Source organism: Streptomyces sp. NPDC085460, assembly GCF_044541975.1.
Classification (GTDB): Bacteria; Actinomycetota; Actinomycetes; order Streptomycetales; family Streptomycetaceae; genus Streptomyces.
This window is the reverse complement of sequence record NZ_JBITTO010000001.1, coordinates 19,662-35,944: the sequence shown is the minus strand read 5'-3', so window position 1 is coordinate 35,944 and position 16,283 is coordinate 19,662. Positions and strand designations below refer to the sequence as shown.

Here is a 16,283-nt window from a genome sequence, read left to right as displayed (position 1 = left end):
CCTCCGCGGTGAGCTCCCGGCCGTGTCACCCTCGCGGGTGGCACGGCCGGGGCCGTTTCACGCGGTGGCCGAGCGGGCCTTCGCCTCCGGCGCCGGCCCGGCCGGGTCGCCCGGCGCCGCACGGCGCGCCGCCGCCCGGCTCAGGAACACCGCGACCGCTCCGGTCAGGCCGGCCGCGGCGAAGACGAAGAAGCCCCACCGGCCGTGGCCGCGCGAGAAGAGGTAGCCGCCCAGCCAGGGGCTGAGGACGGCGCCGAGCCGGCCGACCCCCGCCACCCAGCCGAGCCCGGTGGCCCGCAGCGCCGCCGGGTAGTGGCCGCCGGCGACCGCGTAGACCATGGTCGAGGCGCTGTAGAGCCAGATCCCGGTGACGGTGACGACGACGTACGTCACCGCTACGGGCATCCGCGCCGAGAGCAGCAGCAGGGAGCCCGCCGTCAGCACGAACCAGGTTCCGGCCACCGGTACGGCGCCGAACCGCGAGGCGACCCAGCCGGCGAGGAGCATGCCGGCGATGCCGCCCGCGTTGACCGCCATCAGGAAGCCGACCGAGGAGTCGAGCCCGTAGCCCGAGACCCGCATCAGCTGCGGCAGCCAGGTGCTCAGGCCGTACACGAGCATCAGGCCGCAGGCGGAGGCCAGCCACAGGAGCAGGGTGGACGCGCGGTGCGCGGGCCCGACGAGCTCGGCCACGGCGTGGGTCCGCCGGGGCCGCCCCTCGTCCCGCCGGGCCCGGCCGGCCAGGACGGTCGGCGACTCGGGCAGGAAGCGGAGCAGCAGCGGTACGACCACGAGCGCGGGCAGGACGCCCGCGGCGAAGGCCCAGCGCCAGCCGTGCGAGGGGGCGAGGGCGAGCCCGACGCCGGTCGCCGTCATGCCTCCGGCGTGGTACGCCGACATGACGATGCCGGTGGCCAGCGGCAGCCGGCGGGCGGGGGTGAACTCGGCGACGACGGTGAGGCAGACGGGGATCAGCCCGCCCAGGCCGAGGCCGGCCAGGAAGCGGCCGGCGCCGAAGACGCCGACCGAGCCGGCCGCGGCGCAGACGCCCGAGCCGGCGGAGAAGGCGAGGACGCAGCCGACGAGGACCGGGCGGCGGCCCAGGCCGTCGGTGAGGCTGCCGCAGCCGAGGGCGCCGAGCAGCATGCCGAAGGTGGTCCAGCTGCCGATGGTGCCGGCCGTCGCCGTACCGAGACCGAACGCGGGGTCGTCGAGCATGTACGGCAGGCTCGCGCCGTACACCATGACGTCGAAGCCGTCGAAGAAGACCGCCGCCCAGCACAGGGCGAGGACGGCCACGGGAGAGTGTCTTCGGGCGAGCACGATTCCTCCTCGGGGTGGGAAGACACGAAGGCGCCGGACCCCGGCCTCCGGGGAGACCGCGGTCCGGCGCCTGGGGGCGTCAGTTGTCGTAGCGGTACCACTTGGTGTGGTCGATCAGGTCCTTGGGCCTCATGGTGTGCCAGGGACCCAGCGGGGTGTTGAGGTCGGGGACGTCCTGGGTGGGCTCCACCGGAAGGTAGGGCGGGACCTCGGGGTTGCGGGCCTGCCACAGGGCCCAACACCGGTCGATCATGCAGTGGTTGAGGAAGAACACCGGATCGTTGGGCGAACCGATGTACATCATGTGGCCGCCGACCCACACGTGCCCCGCCGCGTGCAGCTTGCCGGCGCTCTGCTCCCAGGCGAACTTGGTGTAGCCCTCCAGGTGGTTGCGGAAGCTGGCGTACGGCGGCTCGCTGCCCGAGGTGTGGTTGAACGGCGCCGAGTCGTACACCTTCAGGTTCAGGGTGTCGTCGAGCTCCTTGGGGGTGGGCAGCCGGTCGGTCAGCGTGCCCATGTCCCGCACCAGGTAGTCCCGGTCGTCGTGCGTGTAGTTGCCGTTGAGGGCGGGGTGCTCGTCGCCGACGGGGATGACGCTGACGTTGAGGACCCAGCCGTTGTCGCGGGCGAACGGGCCGGTCATGACCCGGCGGTCGCCGGGGCGTCCGTTGCCGCCCATGAAGTTGTCCGCCCACAGCGGGGAGTCCACCCCGTGGTCGGTCGACCAGTCCCAGTAGGGCAGGGTGACCCGCTTGTCGACCTTCTGCAGCTCGCGCTCGAAGCGCAGCAGGTACTGGCGGTGCCAGGGCAGGAAGCCGGGGTTGATGTGGCCGAGCCGCTTGCCGGTGACCTTGTCCAGGTAGTCCTGGGAGTTGATGCGTATGTGCAGGTCGACGAAGCGGTCGTAGATGCCTCTGCGCTTGATCTCCTTGACCGCGTGGATGAAGCGGCGTTTCTCCTCGGCCGTCATGTCGAGGTGGTTCTTGCGTACGTGGACCATGGCGGAGCTCCGTTTCGGGGGCGGTCGGGTCAGGCGGGCGTCGTGGCGTCCATGACGTGGGCGCCGTGGACGGTCGGCAGGAGGTGGGCGCCGCGGAGCTCCTCGACGGCGCGCCGGGCGGCGACCAGCGGGGTCGGCGCCATCTCGTAGTGGCAGAGCGAGCTGAGGTAGGCGTCGTCGGCGAACTTCATGAGGTGCAGGGGACGGTCGTCGATGAACACGCCGCCGCCGGCCGCGGCGGACGCGACCCGGATGGTGCGGCCCTGGTACGTCTCGGTGTACTCGCCCCCGTCGGCGCCGGCGGCGGCCTGGGCGGGGGCCTCGTCGGCGCCGGCCGCGCCGGTGACGAAGGGGACGGCGGCGGCGGAGGCGACGAGGGCGGCGCCGGCGGTCAGTTTGACCATGTCGCGTCGTTTGATGGACACGCTGGATTCCTCTCTGAGGGGGACGGAGGGGGACCTTGGGGTGGGGACGGGAGGGGAAACGGTTCAGCGGTACGGGGGCGGGCGCGTCAGCCCGCGGCCACGACGCCCTTGGGCTCCAGCAGGAACTGCGTGTAGTTGTCGTCGTGCGGGATGCCCGGCACCGCCGTCCACGGCAGGACCGGACCGCGCGTCACCTTGCGGACCGACGGCTCGCGCACGGCCGCGTCGACCAGCTCCTCGTCCTCGGTGAGCAGGTTGAGGGCCAGCGACTCGCGCAGCGGGGCGACCCCGTCGGCGGCCGTCCAGGGCGCCACGACCACGAACGGGAACGGCAGCTCGGTGCCGACCACCGGATGGTCGACCCGGTCGACCGACAGCACGACCGGCCGCAGCAGCCGCGAGCCGTCGGCGAGTTCGACGACCGTGCCGGCGCCCGCCGGGTCGTGGTCCGCGCTGTGGTCGGTCACCCCGGGCGTCGCCCGCAGCTCGTCCACCTGGCGCCGGATCCGGTCCGCCCGGTCCCGGTCGGCGACCAGGAGGGTGGCACCGGCGGTGGTGACGGGCACGCTCGGCAGGGCGGCCAGGCGCGCGGCGAGCGCGTCGGCGACCTCCGGCACCGGGCGTGTGGTCAGGACCGCGGAGAGGTTGGTGCAGCGGGTGCCGCCGTCGAAGGAGGCGGAGAGCGCCAGGTGGGCGACGGTGGGCTCGTCGGCCTCCGCGTCCAGCAGCGCCTTCGTACGGCCCGGACCGCGTACGGCGACCGTCTCGTCGCCCTGCCAGCGGCGCACGGCGCTGTCCCCGCCGTACACGATGCCGCGGTCGGCCTCCTGGAGCAGGAACTCGCCGGTCTTGTGCGAGGCCGGCAGGAAGGCCAGCTTCCGCGCCGGCAGTCCGGCGGCGAGCAGCGCGCGGGTGAGCCGCAGCGGGGTGAACGGGTCGCGGCTGCCCGGCTTCACGGCCACGCTGTAGCCGTGGAAGAGGGCCTGCGCCCAGGTGACGTTGGGCGTCGGGTGGTTGCTGGCCATGACGGCGGCGAAGACCCGTCCGCGCGCCACCCAGCGGGTCGCGAAGCCGGCGCCGAAGCCGGTGCCGGGCAGTTCGGCGGCGGTCGTCTCGGACAGCTCGCGCAGTTCGTCGACGAGGTCGCGGACGGACTGGGCGACGGCCGCCGCGGTGAGGCCGGTGGCGTACGAGACCCGGTCGGCGTACTCCTCGGGCGACTCCCCCTCCAGGGTGGCCTCCTCGAAGAGCCCGGCCGCACGGTCGAAGACCTCCTGGGCGACCGGGACGCCGTCGGCGTGGGCGCGCAGCTCGCGCAGGGCGGAGAGCGCCATGAGCCGGGGCGCGGAGCCGACGTCGGCGAGGTCGCCGCCGCGCACGTCGGGCAGCCGGCCGCGGTCGGAGCTGGTGACGGGCCGGCCGCAGACGAGCGGGTCGACGGGGATCGGCGGGGTGCCGGTCATCAGTAGACCCCCTCGATCACGCGCACGTCGTCGACGGCCCGGTAGGTCTGGACGTCGGCGAGGCCGTCCACGGGAGAGCCGGGGCGCGGGGCGATCCGGATCGCGCTGTCCCGCTCCAGGACGTTGGGCAGGAACATCTCCTCGGCGACCAGGTGCAGGCGGACGCGGCCGCGCTCCCCGTACGGCACGGGCCGGCCGTCGTCGTCGACGAGTTCGAGGCGGGTGGTGGCCGGGTAAGGCTCGAAGACGCACGGGTGGCTGTCGCCGGGGGCGGCCGGGCGCTGCGGGGCGACGCCCATCAGGCTGTTGCCGTAGACGCCGACGACGGCCGCCTCGGGGAAGAAGTCCTCGTCCAGGGTGCGCAGGCTCTCGGCGCTGATGGAGGTGCCGGCCCAGATGACCGCCTTCACCTCGGCGCGCACCCGCTCGTAGAGCGCGGGGCGGGCGCAGAGGGCCTCCAGGAGCGGCGGGGTGGTGCTGAGGACGGCCACCTTCTGGCTGGTGAGGATGGTCTCGGCCTGGTCGAGCAGGTGCTGGACGTAGCGCTCGGACTCGTCCTCGCGGCCGTCGGCGAGCAGGCGCTTGACCCAGCGCGGGTCGAGGTCGACGGTGTGGAAGAGGGCGCCGGACAGGGCGGCGTAGCGGGAGACGTCGTAGCCGATGACGTGCGGGCCGCTCGGGCCCAGGTGCAGCCAGTCGCCCTCGGCGGGCACGCCGCTCTCGATGAGCCGCTGCCGGGCCCAGACGAGGAGTTCGGCGCGGGCGGCGCTGTCGACGATCCGTTTCGGGGAGCCCGTGGTGCCCCCGGAGTCGTACACGCGGAAGACGCGGCCGGAGACGCCGCGCGGGATGAGGTCGCCGACGGGCACGGTGCGCAGTTCGGCGCTGACGTCGGGGAAGCGGGTGAGGTCGGCGAGGCCGCCGACGTCGGTGAGCGGGTCGAAGCCGAGGCTGTCGCGCTTGGCGAGCCAGAACGGCGAGCCGGTGCCGGCACCGAAGTGCCAGGCCATCAGCTTGCGTATGTGCAGGTCGAATTCCGTGGTCGGGGAGTCGGTCATGGCGGGTACTGGTCTCCTTCAACGCGAAGAGGCGCCGACGTGCCCATCCTTCGGTCGGCGCCTATCGCGGCTGTATTGGTGTTGTTTCGGTGCGGGGGCCGCGGGGCGGCCTGGTGGACCTGCCGGGGGTCAGGCCCCCTTGGCGGCGCCGTCCCCGGAGCGCAGGGTGAGCGCGGCGGCCGCGGCGACCAGCGGGAAGACCGCGACGACGGCGAGCACGGTGGTCAGGTCCATCGACTTGACGAGCGCGCCGGCGGTGGCGCTGCCGACGCCGCCGCCGACGAAGAAGGTCAGGTTGAGCAGGCCCATCGCGCCGCCGCGCTGGGCCGGTTCGATGTGCGCAGCCATCAGGGCGGTGGTGATGACCTGGGTGACGGCGAAGGCGGCGAAGCCGAGCGAGGCGCCGATGAGCAGCGGCGCCGGGTGGGTGGTGGCGGCCGTCAGGGCGAGCACCAGGGCCATCGCGAGGGCGATCGCGCTGAGCATCACGGCGCCGGCGCTCCCGCCGGCGAACTTGCCGGCGAAGCGGGACAGGACCGCGCCGACGATGGCGCCGGGCAGCAGCCACGAGCCGACGGCCAGGACGCTCCAGCCGTGCCCGCCGACGAGGATCTGCGGCACCAGGTACATGGCGGCGAACAGGCCGGCGTAGGCGCCGACGCCGGTGACCGAGGCGCGCAGGAACACGCTGTCCGCGACGAGGCGGCGCGGCACGAACGAGCCCTCCGTGGTCCGCACCCGCTGGATCAGGCCGCCCAGGGACACCACGAGCGCGGCGGCGAGGGCGATCACGACCGGGGTGGACAGGCCGAGCGCGTACGACTGGATGAGCAGCAGGAAGGACATGGCGGCGGCGGTCAGCAGGACCGCGCCGGGCAGGTCGAGCTTGCGTCCGCTGCCGGCCCGGGCCGAGGCGGCGCGCAGGCACAGCGGCACCGCGAGCAGCGACAGGGCGGGCAGCACCAGGGCGATCCGCCAGGTCACCCACTGGGTGAACACGCCGCCGGCGAGGGTGGCGCTGGCCGAGAAGACGGCCATGGTGGCGCCGAATCCGCCCAGCACCTTGGGCCGGTCGGCGGGGGGCGCGGCGGCGCAGAGGGCGAGGGCGCCGGAGGTCATGGCGCCGGATCCCGCGGCGAGGACGAAGCGGCCGCCGACGAGGACGCCGATGTTCGGGGCCAGCAGGCAGATCAGGGTGCCGACGGCGAGGACGGCGGAGCCGACGAGCAGCGAGGCGCGGACCCCCTTCGCGTCGGCGAGGCGGCCGAAGAGGGCGGTGCCGACGCCGAGCGCGAGGGCGTGGGCGGTGAGCACCCAGGCGGCGGTGGCGGGCGTGGCCTGGAGGGCCTTGGCGACGTCGGGCAGGGCGACGCCGGCGGCGGTGACGCCGAAGACGGCGGGCCCGAAGAGGGCGCCGTAGCGGAGTCCGGCGGAACGGGCGCCGAGGACGGCGGCCGGCTGCCCGGGAACGGTGGACAGGGCCTGGTCGGTGGTCATGGGTCTCCTCCTGGGGAGACGAGCGGGGTCGCGGGACGGGGAAGGGGGGCCGGGGCTGCGCGGCAGCCGCGGCGGAGGGAGGCCGGGCGGGCCCGCCGGGGGTTGTACGGGCCCGGCCCGGCCGGCGCGGGGGCTCAGGAGGCGCCGGGGAGCAGCGCGTGTCCGAGCCGGAAGGTGTTGTGCGGGTCGTAGTCCTTCTTGACCTGGAGCAGCCGGGCGAGGGTCGCCTCGTCGAAGCAGTCCGGGGCGGAGCCGGCGGTGTCGGCTCCGGCGAGGAAGTTGAGGTAGCGGCGCCCGGTGGACCAGCCGGACAGCGGCGGGAGCACGACGTCCGGGGAGCCGGGCAGGGAGAGCGTGGACAGGGTGTACGCGCCGTCGCGGCCGACCGCGTTGGGTACGGCCGGCGGCCGGGACAGCGCCCCGCCGAGGTGCCGGAGCTCCACCATCGGGTCGGTGCAGGCGCTGCCGGGACCGGCAGCGGCGAGCAGGGCGGCCAGCGCGTCCTCGTCGAACTCCCGCAGCACGAGGTTGCGTTCGTGGTAGGGAAGCGGCTCGGTCGGGTCCTGGTGGATCTGGGCGACGTCGCGGTACGGCATGTCGGCGACGGTGTCGGCGAGGAGCGTGCCGGCCTCGCGCAGCGGGCGCACCAGCTTCTCGCCCTCCTCCTGGCCGCCGGTGAACGCGATCCGGACGTGGACGGCGAGTTCGCCCGCCGGGTGGCCGGGCACCTGGTGCAGTCCGGGCAGCCGGAGCAGGGCCACGGAGGAGGTCAGGGTCTCGGGCACGGTCCGGGTCCAGTCGCGCCAGGCGTCGAGCACGGCCGCGGCCTGGGCGCCGGGGAAGTAGAGGCCGCCGCCGTAGAGCCGGGTGACGGGGACGAGGCCGAACTCCAGGGCGGTGACGATGCCGAAGTTGCCCTTGCCGCCGCGCAGCGCCCAGAACAGTTCGCCGTGGCTGTCGGGGGTGACGGTGCGGTGCTGTCCGTCGGCGGTGACGAGGTGCACGCGGGTGACGTGGTCGGCCGCGTATCCGTACAGCCGGCCGAGCGGGCCGAGGCCGCCGCCGAGGGTGTAGCCGACGACGCCGACCAGGTGCGAGGAGCCGTTGAGGGGTGCGAGGCCGTGGTAGGCGGCGGTGGCGATGACCTGGTGCCACTGGGCGCCGGCCTCGACGCGGGCGATCCGGGCGACGGGGTCGACGGCCACGGTGTTCATCCGGTGGGTGGTGACGAGCAGCGCGTCCTCGGCGGGGGCGGCGATGCCGTGGCCGGTGGCCTGGACGCCGACGGGCAGCCCGAGTTCGGCGGCGACGCGGACGGCGACGGCGACGTCCTCGGCGGTGATCGCGCCCACCACGATCGCCGGGTGGTGCCGGCCGATCCGGTTGAAGCCGTCGAGCTCGGCCTCGTACCCCGGGTCGTCCGGAAGGAAGACCTCGCCCTTCACCTCGGAGACGAGCCGGTCCACCGCCCCGTCCGGGATGGCTGAGTACTGAGGCTGGCGAGCCATGGGCGGCCCCTCTCTCTGTGTACGGCGGATGTGCGCCGTGCCTGGATGCGCCCCGAGTCTTTCCGTCGCGCGCGGGGCGCCCCATCCCCTGCGGAGGAGGGACTTCGCCCGGCCCTCCCCCCTCAGCTGAGGGGGGGCCGGTCAGTGGCGGGCGCGGCCGGCGCCCGCCGGCTGCCCGAAGAGCAGGGCCTCGTCGGGCCAGGAGTGCGGGACGGAGCCGTCGGGCAGACCGCAGCGGTCGGTGGTCGTCTTGTCGGTGGCGCCGAGGATCAGGCTCTCGATCGACTGGAGCCGTTCGCCGGGCACGATGCCGAGCTCGTCGCGGAAGCGGCGGTGGGTGTCGCGGAACAGCGCGAGGGCGTCCGCGGTCCGCCCGGAGCGGAAGAGGGCGATCATCAGCTGGGCGATGAGCGTCTCGCGGAACGGGTGCTCGGAGACGTGGTGGGTGAGCTCGCCGAGGACCCGGCGGTGGTAGCCGAGCCGCAGCTCCAGCTCGTAGCAGTCCTCCAGGGCGGAGTGGTAGTCCTCGTGGTACTTGAGCGCCACGGTGTCGAGGAGCGGGCTGCCGAGTCCTTCGCCGAGAGGCCCCCGCCACAGGGCGAGGGCCTCTCGGTAGAGCGACGCCAGCTCGCAGTCGGGGCGGTCGGCGGCCTCGCCCCGGGCCCTGGATATCAGGCGGCTGAAGCGGTGCAGGTCGATGGCGGATTCCGGGGTCCTCAGCCGGTATCCGGTCTTGTGGGTCTCGATGGTCGCGGCGACGTCGCCGGAGGCGAACTGGCGGCGCAGCGAGGAGACGCAGATCCGGATCTGGCTCCGGGCGGTGGCGGGTGGCGCGTCGCCCCAGATGGCCCGGATGAGACGGTCGACGGGGACGACCCTGTTGCCTTCGAGCAACAGCATGGTCAGCAAGATGCGCTGCCGGTTGCCGCTCAGCTTCACCTCGCCGCCCGCGCCGTGCACGACGAGCGCCCCCAGGGCGAGAAAACTCGCCGGTTCCCTGGTCATGGATCTCTCCCCCAAGATCGGATTGCCGGTGGAATTCGGACGCCGATCCGACGACCGTTCTCACCAACTGGGCAGCAACTTTATTGCCCAGCCTTCCGGCGCAGCCAGCCTGTGGCTGATTTCCCTACCCAAAGATGTCAATTCGTCGAGAACTCGTGCCCGGTCGAGTCTTCCGGCGTCCAGGGCCCGCAGGCCCGAGCGATTGGCCAGCTCGATCACCCGAATCTTGGCCGATTCGTCGTCGGCGGCGACGAATATGTCGACGGGATGCCCGTCGATCAGGCCACGGTAGATCGACTCCGCGTCGCCGGCGGCGCAGGCCCGCACCCAGGAGGCGCCGGGCACGGCCGCCATCAGGTCTCCCATCCCCGCGCCGGACGCCCGGGACCCGTACCCGCCCGCCGCGCACGGGCCCGCCGCGCACGGGTCGGTCCCGTACGCGTCCGCCCCGCAGGGGTCCGCGCCACACGGGTCGGTCCCATACGCGTCGGTCCCGTACGCGTCGGTCCGCGGCGCCGTCACCTCCACGAGCACCTTTCCGGCCAGCAGCCGGCCGTGCCGGCGCAGGAACTCCAGGGAATCGGCCCGGTCCAGCGCGAGGATCACGAGACCCGGACGCAGGGCGGCGCGGATGCTCGACGCCTCGACGACCCCTGGGGTTCCGGCCATCGTCTCGCGGGCCACCAGGCGGGCGCGGCCGGCGCTGCGGTCGGCGAGCCGTACGATCGATCCCGCCCGCGCCGCACGGCGGGCCATGGCCCTGCCCATGGCGCCCGCACCGATGATGCCCACCCTCATACGCGTCCCACCGCCTGCCGAGAAGTCACTGTCCGAAAAGGCGCCGTGGAGTACCCCGGGCCCTGTCGAAATGCACACGGAAAAAATTCTCCCGCAGTGTTCCCTCCGTTCCATCCCCCCTTTCGGGGGGTTGCGCGAGAACGCGTCGACCTGTCGAATGAACGCTCTCGCAGCGCCTTAATCCTTTGCTGACACGACCTTGGGTTTCACCCCCCTCAAGTGAGGGGTTGGCGACCGGCCCGCGGCCTGTCAGGATCAAGGGGTGACCAGTGCCAGCCGCGTTTCACGCGTTTCCCGAATCGAGATCGGCCGCGCCGAGCTGCTCGCCCGGGCCGCGAAGGCCGACGACGCCCTCGGCATGTTCGCCGAGGCGTCCCACCACGTCCGACGGCTCCTGCCGTACGACGCCGCCGTCTGGCGCGTCACGGACCCGGAGACGGGCATGATGGCCGCGCCCATCCGCGCCGAGAACCTCGACGAGCACGGCTGCGCCGTCTACTGGGAGACCGAGCTCTTCACCGAGAACGTGAACCTCTTCCGCGACCTCGCCCAGGCCAAGGTGCCGGTGGCGGGCCTGCGCGAGACCACCGGCGACCTGCCGGCCCGCAGCAGCCTCTACCACTCCTTCATGAAGCCCCGGGGCCTCCAGGACGAGTTACGGGCCGTGCTGCGCGTCGGCGGCCGCCCGCACGGTCACATCAGCCTCTTCCGCGCCCACGGGCGGCCCGCGTTCGGCCCGGCGGAGACCCGGCTCGTCGAGAGCCTGGTCACCCCGCTCGCCCGCCGGCTGCGCTCCTTCGCCGGCACGGCCCCGCAGGCGCTGCCGGACTCCCCGCACGGCCCCGGCCTGCTGCTCTTCGACGCCTCCGGCGCCCTCCTGTCGGCGAACGACGACGCCCGCGCCCACCTCGCGGACCTCCCCGAGGGGCCGGCCATCACCGCCGCGGGGCTCCGGGTGCCCGCCTGGGTCCAGGCCACCGCGCTCAAGGCCCGCGCCATCTCCCAGGACCGCGACCGGGGCCACGCCCGGGTCCGGGTGCGCACCCGGACCGGCCACTGGCTGGTCTGCCACGCCTCCTGCCTGCGCGAGGCGGACGGACGCCTCGGGCCCTCGGCCGTGGTGATCGAGCCGGCCAAGACCTCCGAGATCGTGCCGCTGATCGTGGACGCCTTCGAACTGACCGAGCGGGAGACCGAGGTGACGCAGTGCATCGCGCGCGGGCTGCCCACCGGGAAGATCGCCGAACAGCTCCACCTCTCCCCGCACACCGTCCGCGACTACATCAAGGGCGTCTTCGAGAAGGTCGGCGTCTCCAGCCGCGGCGAGCTGGTCGGCAAGCTCTTCACGGAGTACTACGCGCCGTTCGCGGAGAAGGGGATCGTCCGGGTCCACGGCGAATGAGGCGGGAGCACGGGTTCACCGACGGCCCGGGCCCGGCGCTTCCGGCACCACGGGCGGTCTCCGCGCCTCGGGCGGTCCCGGCACCGCGGCCGGTCTCCGCGCCTCAGGCGGTCATGCGGGCCGTCTCGGCGATGCGGGCCAGGGTGGTCCGCATGCCGGCGCGGTTGACGGCGACGCGGCGGGCGGTGTTCGTGCCGGCGAAGACGGTGCCCAGCAGTTCGGCGGCCCTGGCCCGGCGGCCCCCGGTCCGCAGGTCCTCCCAGAACTCGGTGAGCCGCGTCCCCTCCCCCTCCGGCTCGAATCGGTAACCCCAGCGGGCGATGGGCAGTCCGAGGACTCCGACGTCGAAGACGAACTCGCCGCCCGGAGCCGCCCGGACCACCCGCCCGAAGGTCGGCCAGGCGAAGGGACCTCGCCGGTTGAAGCCGACGAAGCGGGTGCCGGCGCGCGCGGGCGGCCGCGGCACCCACACGTACCGGCACTCCGGACTCCAGCGCCCCATGTTCCGCAGGTCCGACACCCACGCGTAGACGCGCTCCGGCGGGGCGTCCACGACCGTGCTCTCCTCCAGGCTCCACTGCCGTTCCATGACGGTCTCCCCTCGCCCGGTACGGGACGGCCACCGACCCGCTACCCGCGGGTAAGGTACCGGATCGGCAGGCCCGTTCGTAGGCCGTCGCCATACCCGCCGGCCGTCGCCGTACCCCCCGGCCGTCGCCGTACCCGCCGGTCGTCGGCGGTACGGCTCGGATCGGGGAGGGGTCACGTCCGGCGGCGGCCGGCTCAGGCCACCGGCGCGGGGACGGGTGCCGGGGCGGGTGCGGGGAGGCGCGCGGGGTCTATCCGCAGTTCGCGGACGCCCAGCGGCGCCACGAGCGCCCGCAGCGCCGGTTCCGACAGGACGATCCACGCCTGGGCCGGCCCCAGGACCTCCCTCAGCCGGGCGGGGCAGCTGAAGGCGACGGCGGTCCTGTCCCCGAACGGCGTGCGGAACAGCCGGGTCACGCAGGCGCGGGGACCCGGCCGGACCGGCACGCAGAGCCGTCCGGCCCGGCGCCGGCCCCCGGGCTCCGCGGCGTCTCCGTACAGGGCGTCTTCCATCGGTTCCTCCCGGACACAGAGCGGACCCCCGGCGCGGTCGGCGCCGGGGGTTTGTCACCAGGGCTCTACCCGGCACCCGCCGGGCCAAGCCGCCGCCCCGCACTCCCGTGCGTCAGCCCACCGTCCAGCGCTGGAGGGCGCTCCCGGTGTCCGGCTGCTGGGTGACCCGCGCTCCGTTCGCGGGAGAGGCGGCGGTCAGGAGGAGGCCGCTGCGCACCGAGGCGACGGTGGAGGTGCCGTCGGGGAGACGGGTGAGCGTCCAGCGCTGGTTGGGGCCGCCATGGCAGGTCCACTGGATGACGCGGGCGCCGGCGGCGGTGGAGCCGTTCTCGATGTCGGCGCACTTCCCCGAGGCGTTGTTGCGCAGTTCGTGGCCTCCGCCGGCGCGCGGGGTGAGGGTCCACTTCTGGTTGGCGCCGCCGTTCGGGGTCCAGGTGACGAGTCCGGTGCCGTCGGCGGTGCTGTGGTCGGGGTTGTCGAGGGCCTTGCCGCCGGTGGTGAGGGTGACGGTCCGGGGGGCGTCACCGACCGGGGTGAGGCCGAGGGTCTGCTCGGCGGCGGTGCGGCCGGCGCCGACCGGGGAGCCGGTGGTGTCGGTCCAGCTGCGGGCGGGGGTGGTCTCGGCGGCGCGGGCGGGGGTGCCGGAGAGGGCCAGGACGAGGCCGCTGTACCGGTTGACCAGCTTGACCGTGCCGGTGGGGGTGTTGTCGGCGGCGGAGGCGCCGGGGACGACGAACCAGTCCTGGCCGGGGCCGGAGGCGGCCGCCGTGACCACGGGTTTCGTGCCCCACGCGCGCGTGGCGGGCGAGGTGGAGGCGACGCCGAGGAGGCCGCCGGTGGCGGCGTTGGCGATCCGGTAGGAGCCGTCGCCCTTGGCGGTGAAGGTCCAGTGCTCCAGCGTCGAGCCGGTGGGCGCGGCCGTGGACGTGGTGGCCGTTCCTCCGGAGACCTGGGCGAGGACGCGGCCGCCGGCGGCGGAGACGCGGTAGGCGCGGCCGGTGTCGACGGGGGCGGCGGGCGTGTCCGTACCGATGCTGAGGTTGACGTACTCGGCGCTCGCGCCGCCCGAGCAGCCGAAGGAGCAGTAGGCGCGGAAGTCCTTGCCGACGATGCCGGATCCGGTGCGGTTGCCGGCGTCGAGGAACCAGCGGTACCAGGACGCGGTCCGGTAGCCGCCGGTGTCGCCGAGCCGGAACCACTTCTGGGTGGTCAGGTCGGTGGTGGCGTAGATCTCCTGCGGCGCGTTCCCGCTCTGGTCGACGGCCTGCGGCTCGCCGATGTACAGACCGAGGTACGCGTTGTAGGTGATGTCCATGACGAAGAGCGGCGAGGTGGCGGGGGTGAGCCCGGCGGCGACCTGCGCGCTCACCGAGCCGGAGTGGGCGGGGTCGTACTCCTTCTCCTTGGGCACATAGCCCGTGGCGCTGCCCGCGCCGACCGGGACCATGGTGGACTCGCGGCCCCCGACGCCGGGCTGGGTCCAGGCTCCGTCGTACCACTTGCGCCACGAACCGGGCGCCATCTTCCCGGAGATGGGGGCGCGGGCCACGTGTCCGTAGAAGGCGGCCCAGCCGCCGCCCTTGTTGACGATCCGGGAGCCGTAGAAGGCGTAGAAGTAGCCGGACGCGGTGTCGACGAAGAGCCGGGGGTCGCCGGTGCCGTAGTGGTACGTCTGCTGCGGGAAGGCGGCGGTGTCGTCGCGGTCCGTGCTGTACGGCGAGGTGATGACGTGGTCCTTGATCGTCCAGGTCCGGCCCTGGTCGGTGGAGACCGCGTAGTCGATGCCGTCGTAGTGGATGCCGTCGGCGAAGGGCTGCGGGGTGAACTCGTTGTGGACGAGGCCGTACCAGTCGCCGGTGTCCGGATCGACCCACATCCCGGTCAGGTCGCAGTAGTTGCGGTGGGCGTAGCCGCTGCCGGCGGGCGCGGCGGTGGACTTCACTCCGGTGGGGCTGTTGTTGCAGCGCCAGGTGGTGTCGTTGTTGCGGTCGGCGGAGTTGGCCGGGTTCACGGCGTCGCTGATCGCGGCGGAGCGGTTCGCGGAGTCGAAGTCGGCGCCGGTGTAGAAGGTCCACTTGCGGGGGTCGTTCGCCCCGTAGAGCGCGTGGGCCTGCTGGTAGTAGAAGGTGCCGTCCTTGTCGGTGTAGGGGCTGGCCGGGGTGTCGTCGGGGCGGTTCCACGCACCCTTGGCGCCGACGGTGACCGTGTACGTGGCGGTGGCGGAGGCGGGCGCGGGGGCAGGCGCCGGGGCCGTTACGGAGGCGGGTGGGGCGGCACGCGAGGGGGCGGGTTCGGCGCCGGCCGGCGGGGCGGCGGCGAGGGCGGTGACGCCGGTCGCGGCGAGGGCCGCCGCGACGAGCGTCCTCACCCGTCCGTTGCGCGAGAGGTGCACGAGTACTCCCTGGGGTGGAGGAGCCTGACCGCTGGTGGCACGGACCCTAGAGCGCATTTGACCGGTAAAACAAGAGGTGCGGATCCACCGGATCCCCTTCTCCGCAAGGGAGTTGACCGCGCGTCCGCAGCTCGGCGGGCCGTCGCCCGCGCCTTGACCGCAGGTGAGGGCCCGGTTACGTTGCGAGCGGGCAAGATCGACGGGGCGGGACGGGGACGACGGGGGCGACGTCATGGTCACCATGCAGGATGTGGCGGAGCGGGCCGGCGTCACCAAGCAGACCGTCTCGAACGTCGTCACCGGGCGCGTCGCGGTCCGCCCGGCCACCGAGGCGCGCGTCCGCGCCGCCATCGCCGAACTCGGGTACGTGCCCAACCTGGTGGCCCGTTCCCTCGCCACCGGCAGCAGCCGCACCGTCGGGCTCTTCGTGCCGACCGTCTCCACGCCGTTCTACGCGGACGTGGTCGAGGAGGTCGAGGACGCGCTGGAGGAGCGCGGGTACCGGCTGCTGCTCTGCACCACCCGGCTCGACGGGGAGCGGGCCCGCCGCCATCTCGCCGCGCTGGCCAGCCGTTCCGTGGACGCCCTCCTGATCGCCGGCGACCAGGGGCTCACCGGCCATCTGCCGCTCCTCGCGGACGCCCGCTTCCCGGTGGTGCTGTGCGCCTGGGAGACCGCGCTGCCGGACGGCTTCCCGGTGGTCACGGTCGACTACGAGCACGGCGGCCACCTCGCGGGCCGGCATCTGCGGGCGCTCGGGCACGAGCGGGCCCTCGTCCTCGCCAGTCCCGCGCACACCCTCCGCACGGCCGGCTTCCGCCGGGCCTTCCGCGAGGACGGGATCCCGCTGCCGGACGCCGCCGTGCGGACGGCGGCCGAACCCACCTTCCGGGGCGGCCTGGCGGCGGCGCTGGACGCGCTGCGCGCCCACCCGGAGGCGACGGCGCTCTTCGCCACGCACGACGTCCTCGCGGTCGCCGCCGTGGAGGCCGCCCGCGCCCTGGGCCGCGCCGTCCCCGGCGACCTGTCCGTGGTCGCCCACGACGACACCCCGGCCGGTGTGCTCTCCGGCGCGGCGCTCACCAGCGTGGTCCTCCCCAAGCGGGAGCTGGCCCGGCAGGCCGTCGACCTCGCCCTCGGCGCCGCCGGGTCCACCGTCCGGCCGGACCCGCGCCCCCGCATGCTGCTGCCCGCCCTCGTCCCCGGCGACAGCACCGCCCCCGCGCCCTGACGGACCGACGGCGCTCCTCGTACCCTCCCCGCGCCCTGACGGACCGGCGGCGCTCCTCGTACCGCCCCCGCGCCCTGACG

The 16,283-nt window shown here is 74.2% G+C and carries 14 protein-coding genes; 2 read left to right on the top strand and 12 right to left on the bottom strand.

The genetic code is table 11. From position 1 onward, the window contains the following. Nucleotides 1-57: 57 nt before the first annotated feature. The 9 genes from ACIGHB_RS00160 to ACIGHB_RS00120 form a co-directional block, all read right to left on the bottom strand. Nucleotides 58-1,323 carry an MFS transporter gene (locus tag ACIGHB_RS00160; RefSeq protein ID WP_399908111.1) on the bottom strand — a complete coding sequence of 422 codons (1,266 nt, stop codon included), beginning with the start codon at nt 1,321-1,323 and terminating at the stop codon, nt 58-60. A gap of 79 nt (nt 1,324-1,402) precedes the next feature. Then, nucleotides 1,403-2,323: a grixazone synthase gene (griF, locus tag ACIGHB_RS00155; RefSeq protein ID WP_360319319.1), complete on the bottom strand. Its 921-nt coding sequence runs from the start codon at nt 2,321-2,323 to the stop codon at nt 1,403-1,405. Nucleotides 2,324-2,352: 29 nt separating this feature from the next. Continuing rightward, on the bottom strand, nt 2,353-2,748 hold the full coding sequence (locus tag ACIGHB_RS00150; RefSeq protein WP_360319321.1) for a tyrosinase family oxidase copper chaperone: 396 nt from the start codon (nt 2,746-2,748) through the stop codon (nt 2,353-2,355). An 86-nt stretch (nt 2,749-2,834) separates the two neighbouring features. Further along, on the bottom strand, nt 2,835-4,211 hold the full coding sequence (locus ACIGHB_RS00145) for an aldehyde dehydrogenase family protein (protein ID WP_399908106.1): 1,377 nt from the start codon (nt 4,209-4,211) through the stop codon (nt 2,835-2,837). Continuing rightward, a complete protein-coding gene (locus tag ACIGHB_RS00140; RefSeq protein ID WP_388874340.1) occupies nt 4,211-5,269 on the bottom strand; it encodes an AMP-binding protein in 1,059 nt (352 codons plus the stop codon). The genes ACIGHB_RS00145 and ACIGHB_RS00140 overlap by 1 nt, the downstream gene beginning before the upstream one ends. 129 nt (nt 5,270-5,398) lie before the next feature. Next, nucleotides 5,399-6,766: an MFS transporter gene (locus ACIGHB_RS00135; RefSeq protein WP_360319327.1), complete on the bottom strand. Its 1,368-nt coding sequence runs from the start codon at nt 6,764-6,766 to the stop codon at nt 5,399-5,401. 134 nt (nt 6,767-6,900) lie between these two features. Next, nucleotides 6,901-8,274, bottom strand: a complete 1,374-nt coding sequence (locus ACIGHB_RS00130; RefSeq protein ID WP_399908102.1) for an FAD-binding oxidoreductase — start codon at nt 8,272-8,274, stop codon at nt 6,901-6,903. Nucleotides 8,275-8,415: 141 nt separating this feature from the next. Next, on the bottom strand, nt 8,416-9,279 hold the full coding sequence (locus tag ACIGHB_RS00125) for an AfsR/SARP family transcriptional regulator (RefSeq protein WP_360319331.1): 864 nt from the start codon (nt 9,277-9,279) through the stop codon (nt 8,416-8,418). 60 nt (nt 9,280-9,339) lie between these two features. Further along, nucleotides 9,340-10,077 carry an NAD(P)-binding domain-containing protein gene (locus ACIGHB_RS00120; protein ID WP_399908098.1) on the bottom strand — a complete coding sequence of 246 codons (738 nt, stop codon included), beginning with the start codon at nt 10,075-10,077 and terminating at the stop codon, nt 9,340-9,342. A 262-nt stretch (nt 10,078-10,339) separates the two neighbouring features. On the opposite strand from ACIGHB_RS00120, the gene ACIGHB_RS00115 reads away from it, so the two are divergent. Further along, entirely contained in the window at nt 10,340-11,479 is a 1,140-nt protein-coding gene (locus tag ACIGHB_RS00115) for a helix-turn-helix transcriptional regulator (RefSeq protein ID WP_360319335.1), read from the top strand. 103 nt (nt 11,480-11,582) lie between these two features. On the opposite strand, the gene ACIGHB_RS00110 is transcribed toward ACIGHB_RS00115, so the two are convergent. The 3 genes from ACIGHB_RS00110 to ACIGHB_RS00100 all read right to left on the bottom strand — a co-directional run bounded on the left by ACIGHB_RS00110 (nt 11,583) and on the right by ACIGHB_RS00100 (nt 14,972). After that, a complete protein-coding gene (locus ACIGHB_RS00110) occupies nt 11,583-12,068 on the bottom strand; it encodes an SRPBCC family protein (RefSeq protein ID WP_360319337.1) in 486 nt (161 codons plus the stop codon). 194 nt (nt 12,069-12,262) lie between these two features. Further along, the gene (locus tag ACIGHB_RS00105; protein ID WP_360319339.1) at nt 12,263-12,580 is read right to left on the bottom strand and encodes an SAV_915 family protein; all 318 of its coding nucleotides are present in this window, start codon (nt 12,578-12,580) and stop codon (nt 12,263-12,265) included. A 112-nt stretch (nt 12,581-12,692) separates the two neighbouring features. Beyond that, nucleotides 12,693-14,972: an RICIN domain-containing protein gene (locus tag ACIGHB_RS00100; protein ID WP_399908093.1), complete on the bottom strand. Its 2,280-nt coding sequence runs from the start codon at nt 14,970-14,972 to the stop codon at nt 12,693-12,695. A gap of 232 nt (nt 14,973-15,204) precedes the next feature. Between ACIGHB_RS00100 and ACIGHB_RS00095 the strand changes: the two genes are divergently transcribed. Continuing rightward, the gene (locus ACIGHB_RS00095; protein ID WP_399908090.1) at nt 15,205-16,203 is read left to right on the top strand and encodes a LacI family DNA-binding transcriptional regulator; all 999 of its coding nucleotides are present in this window, start codon (nt 15,205-15,207) and stop codon (nt 16,201-16,203) included. Nucleotides 16,204-16,283 lie beyond the last annotated feature (80 nt).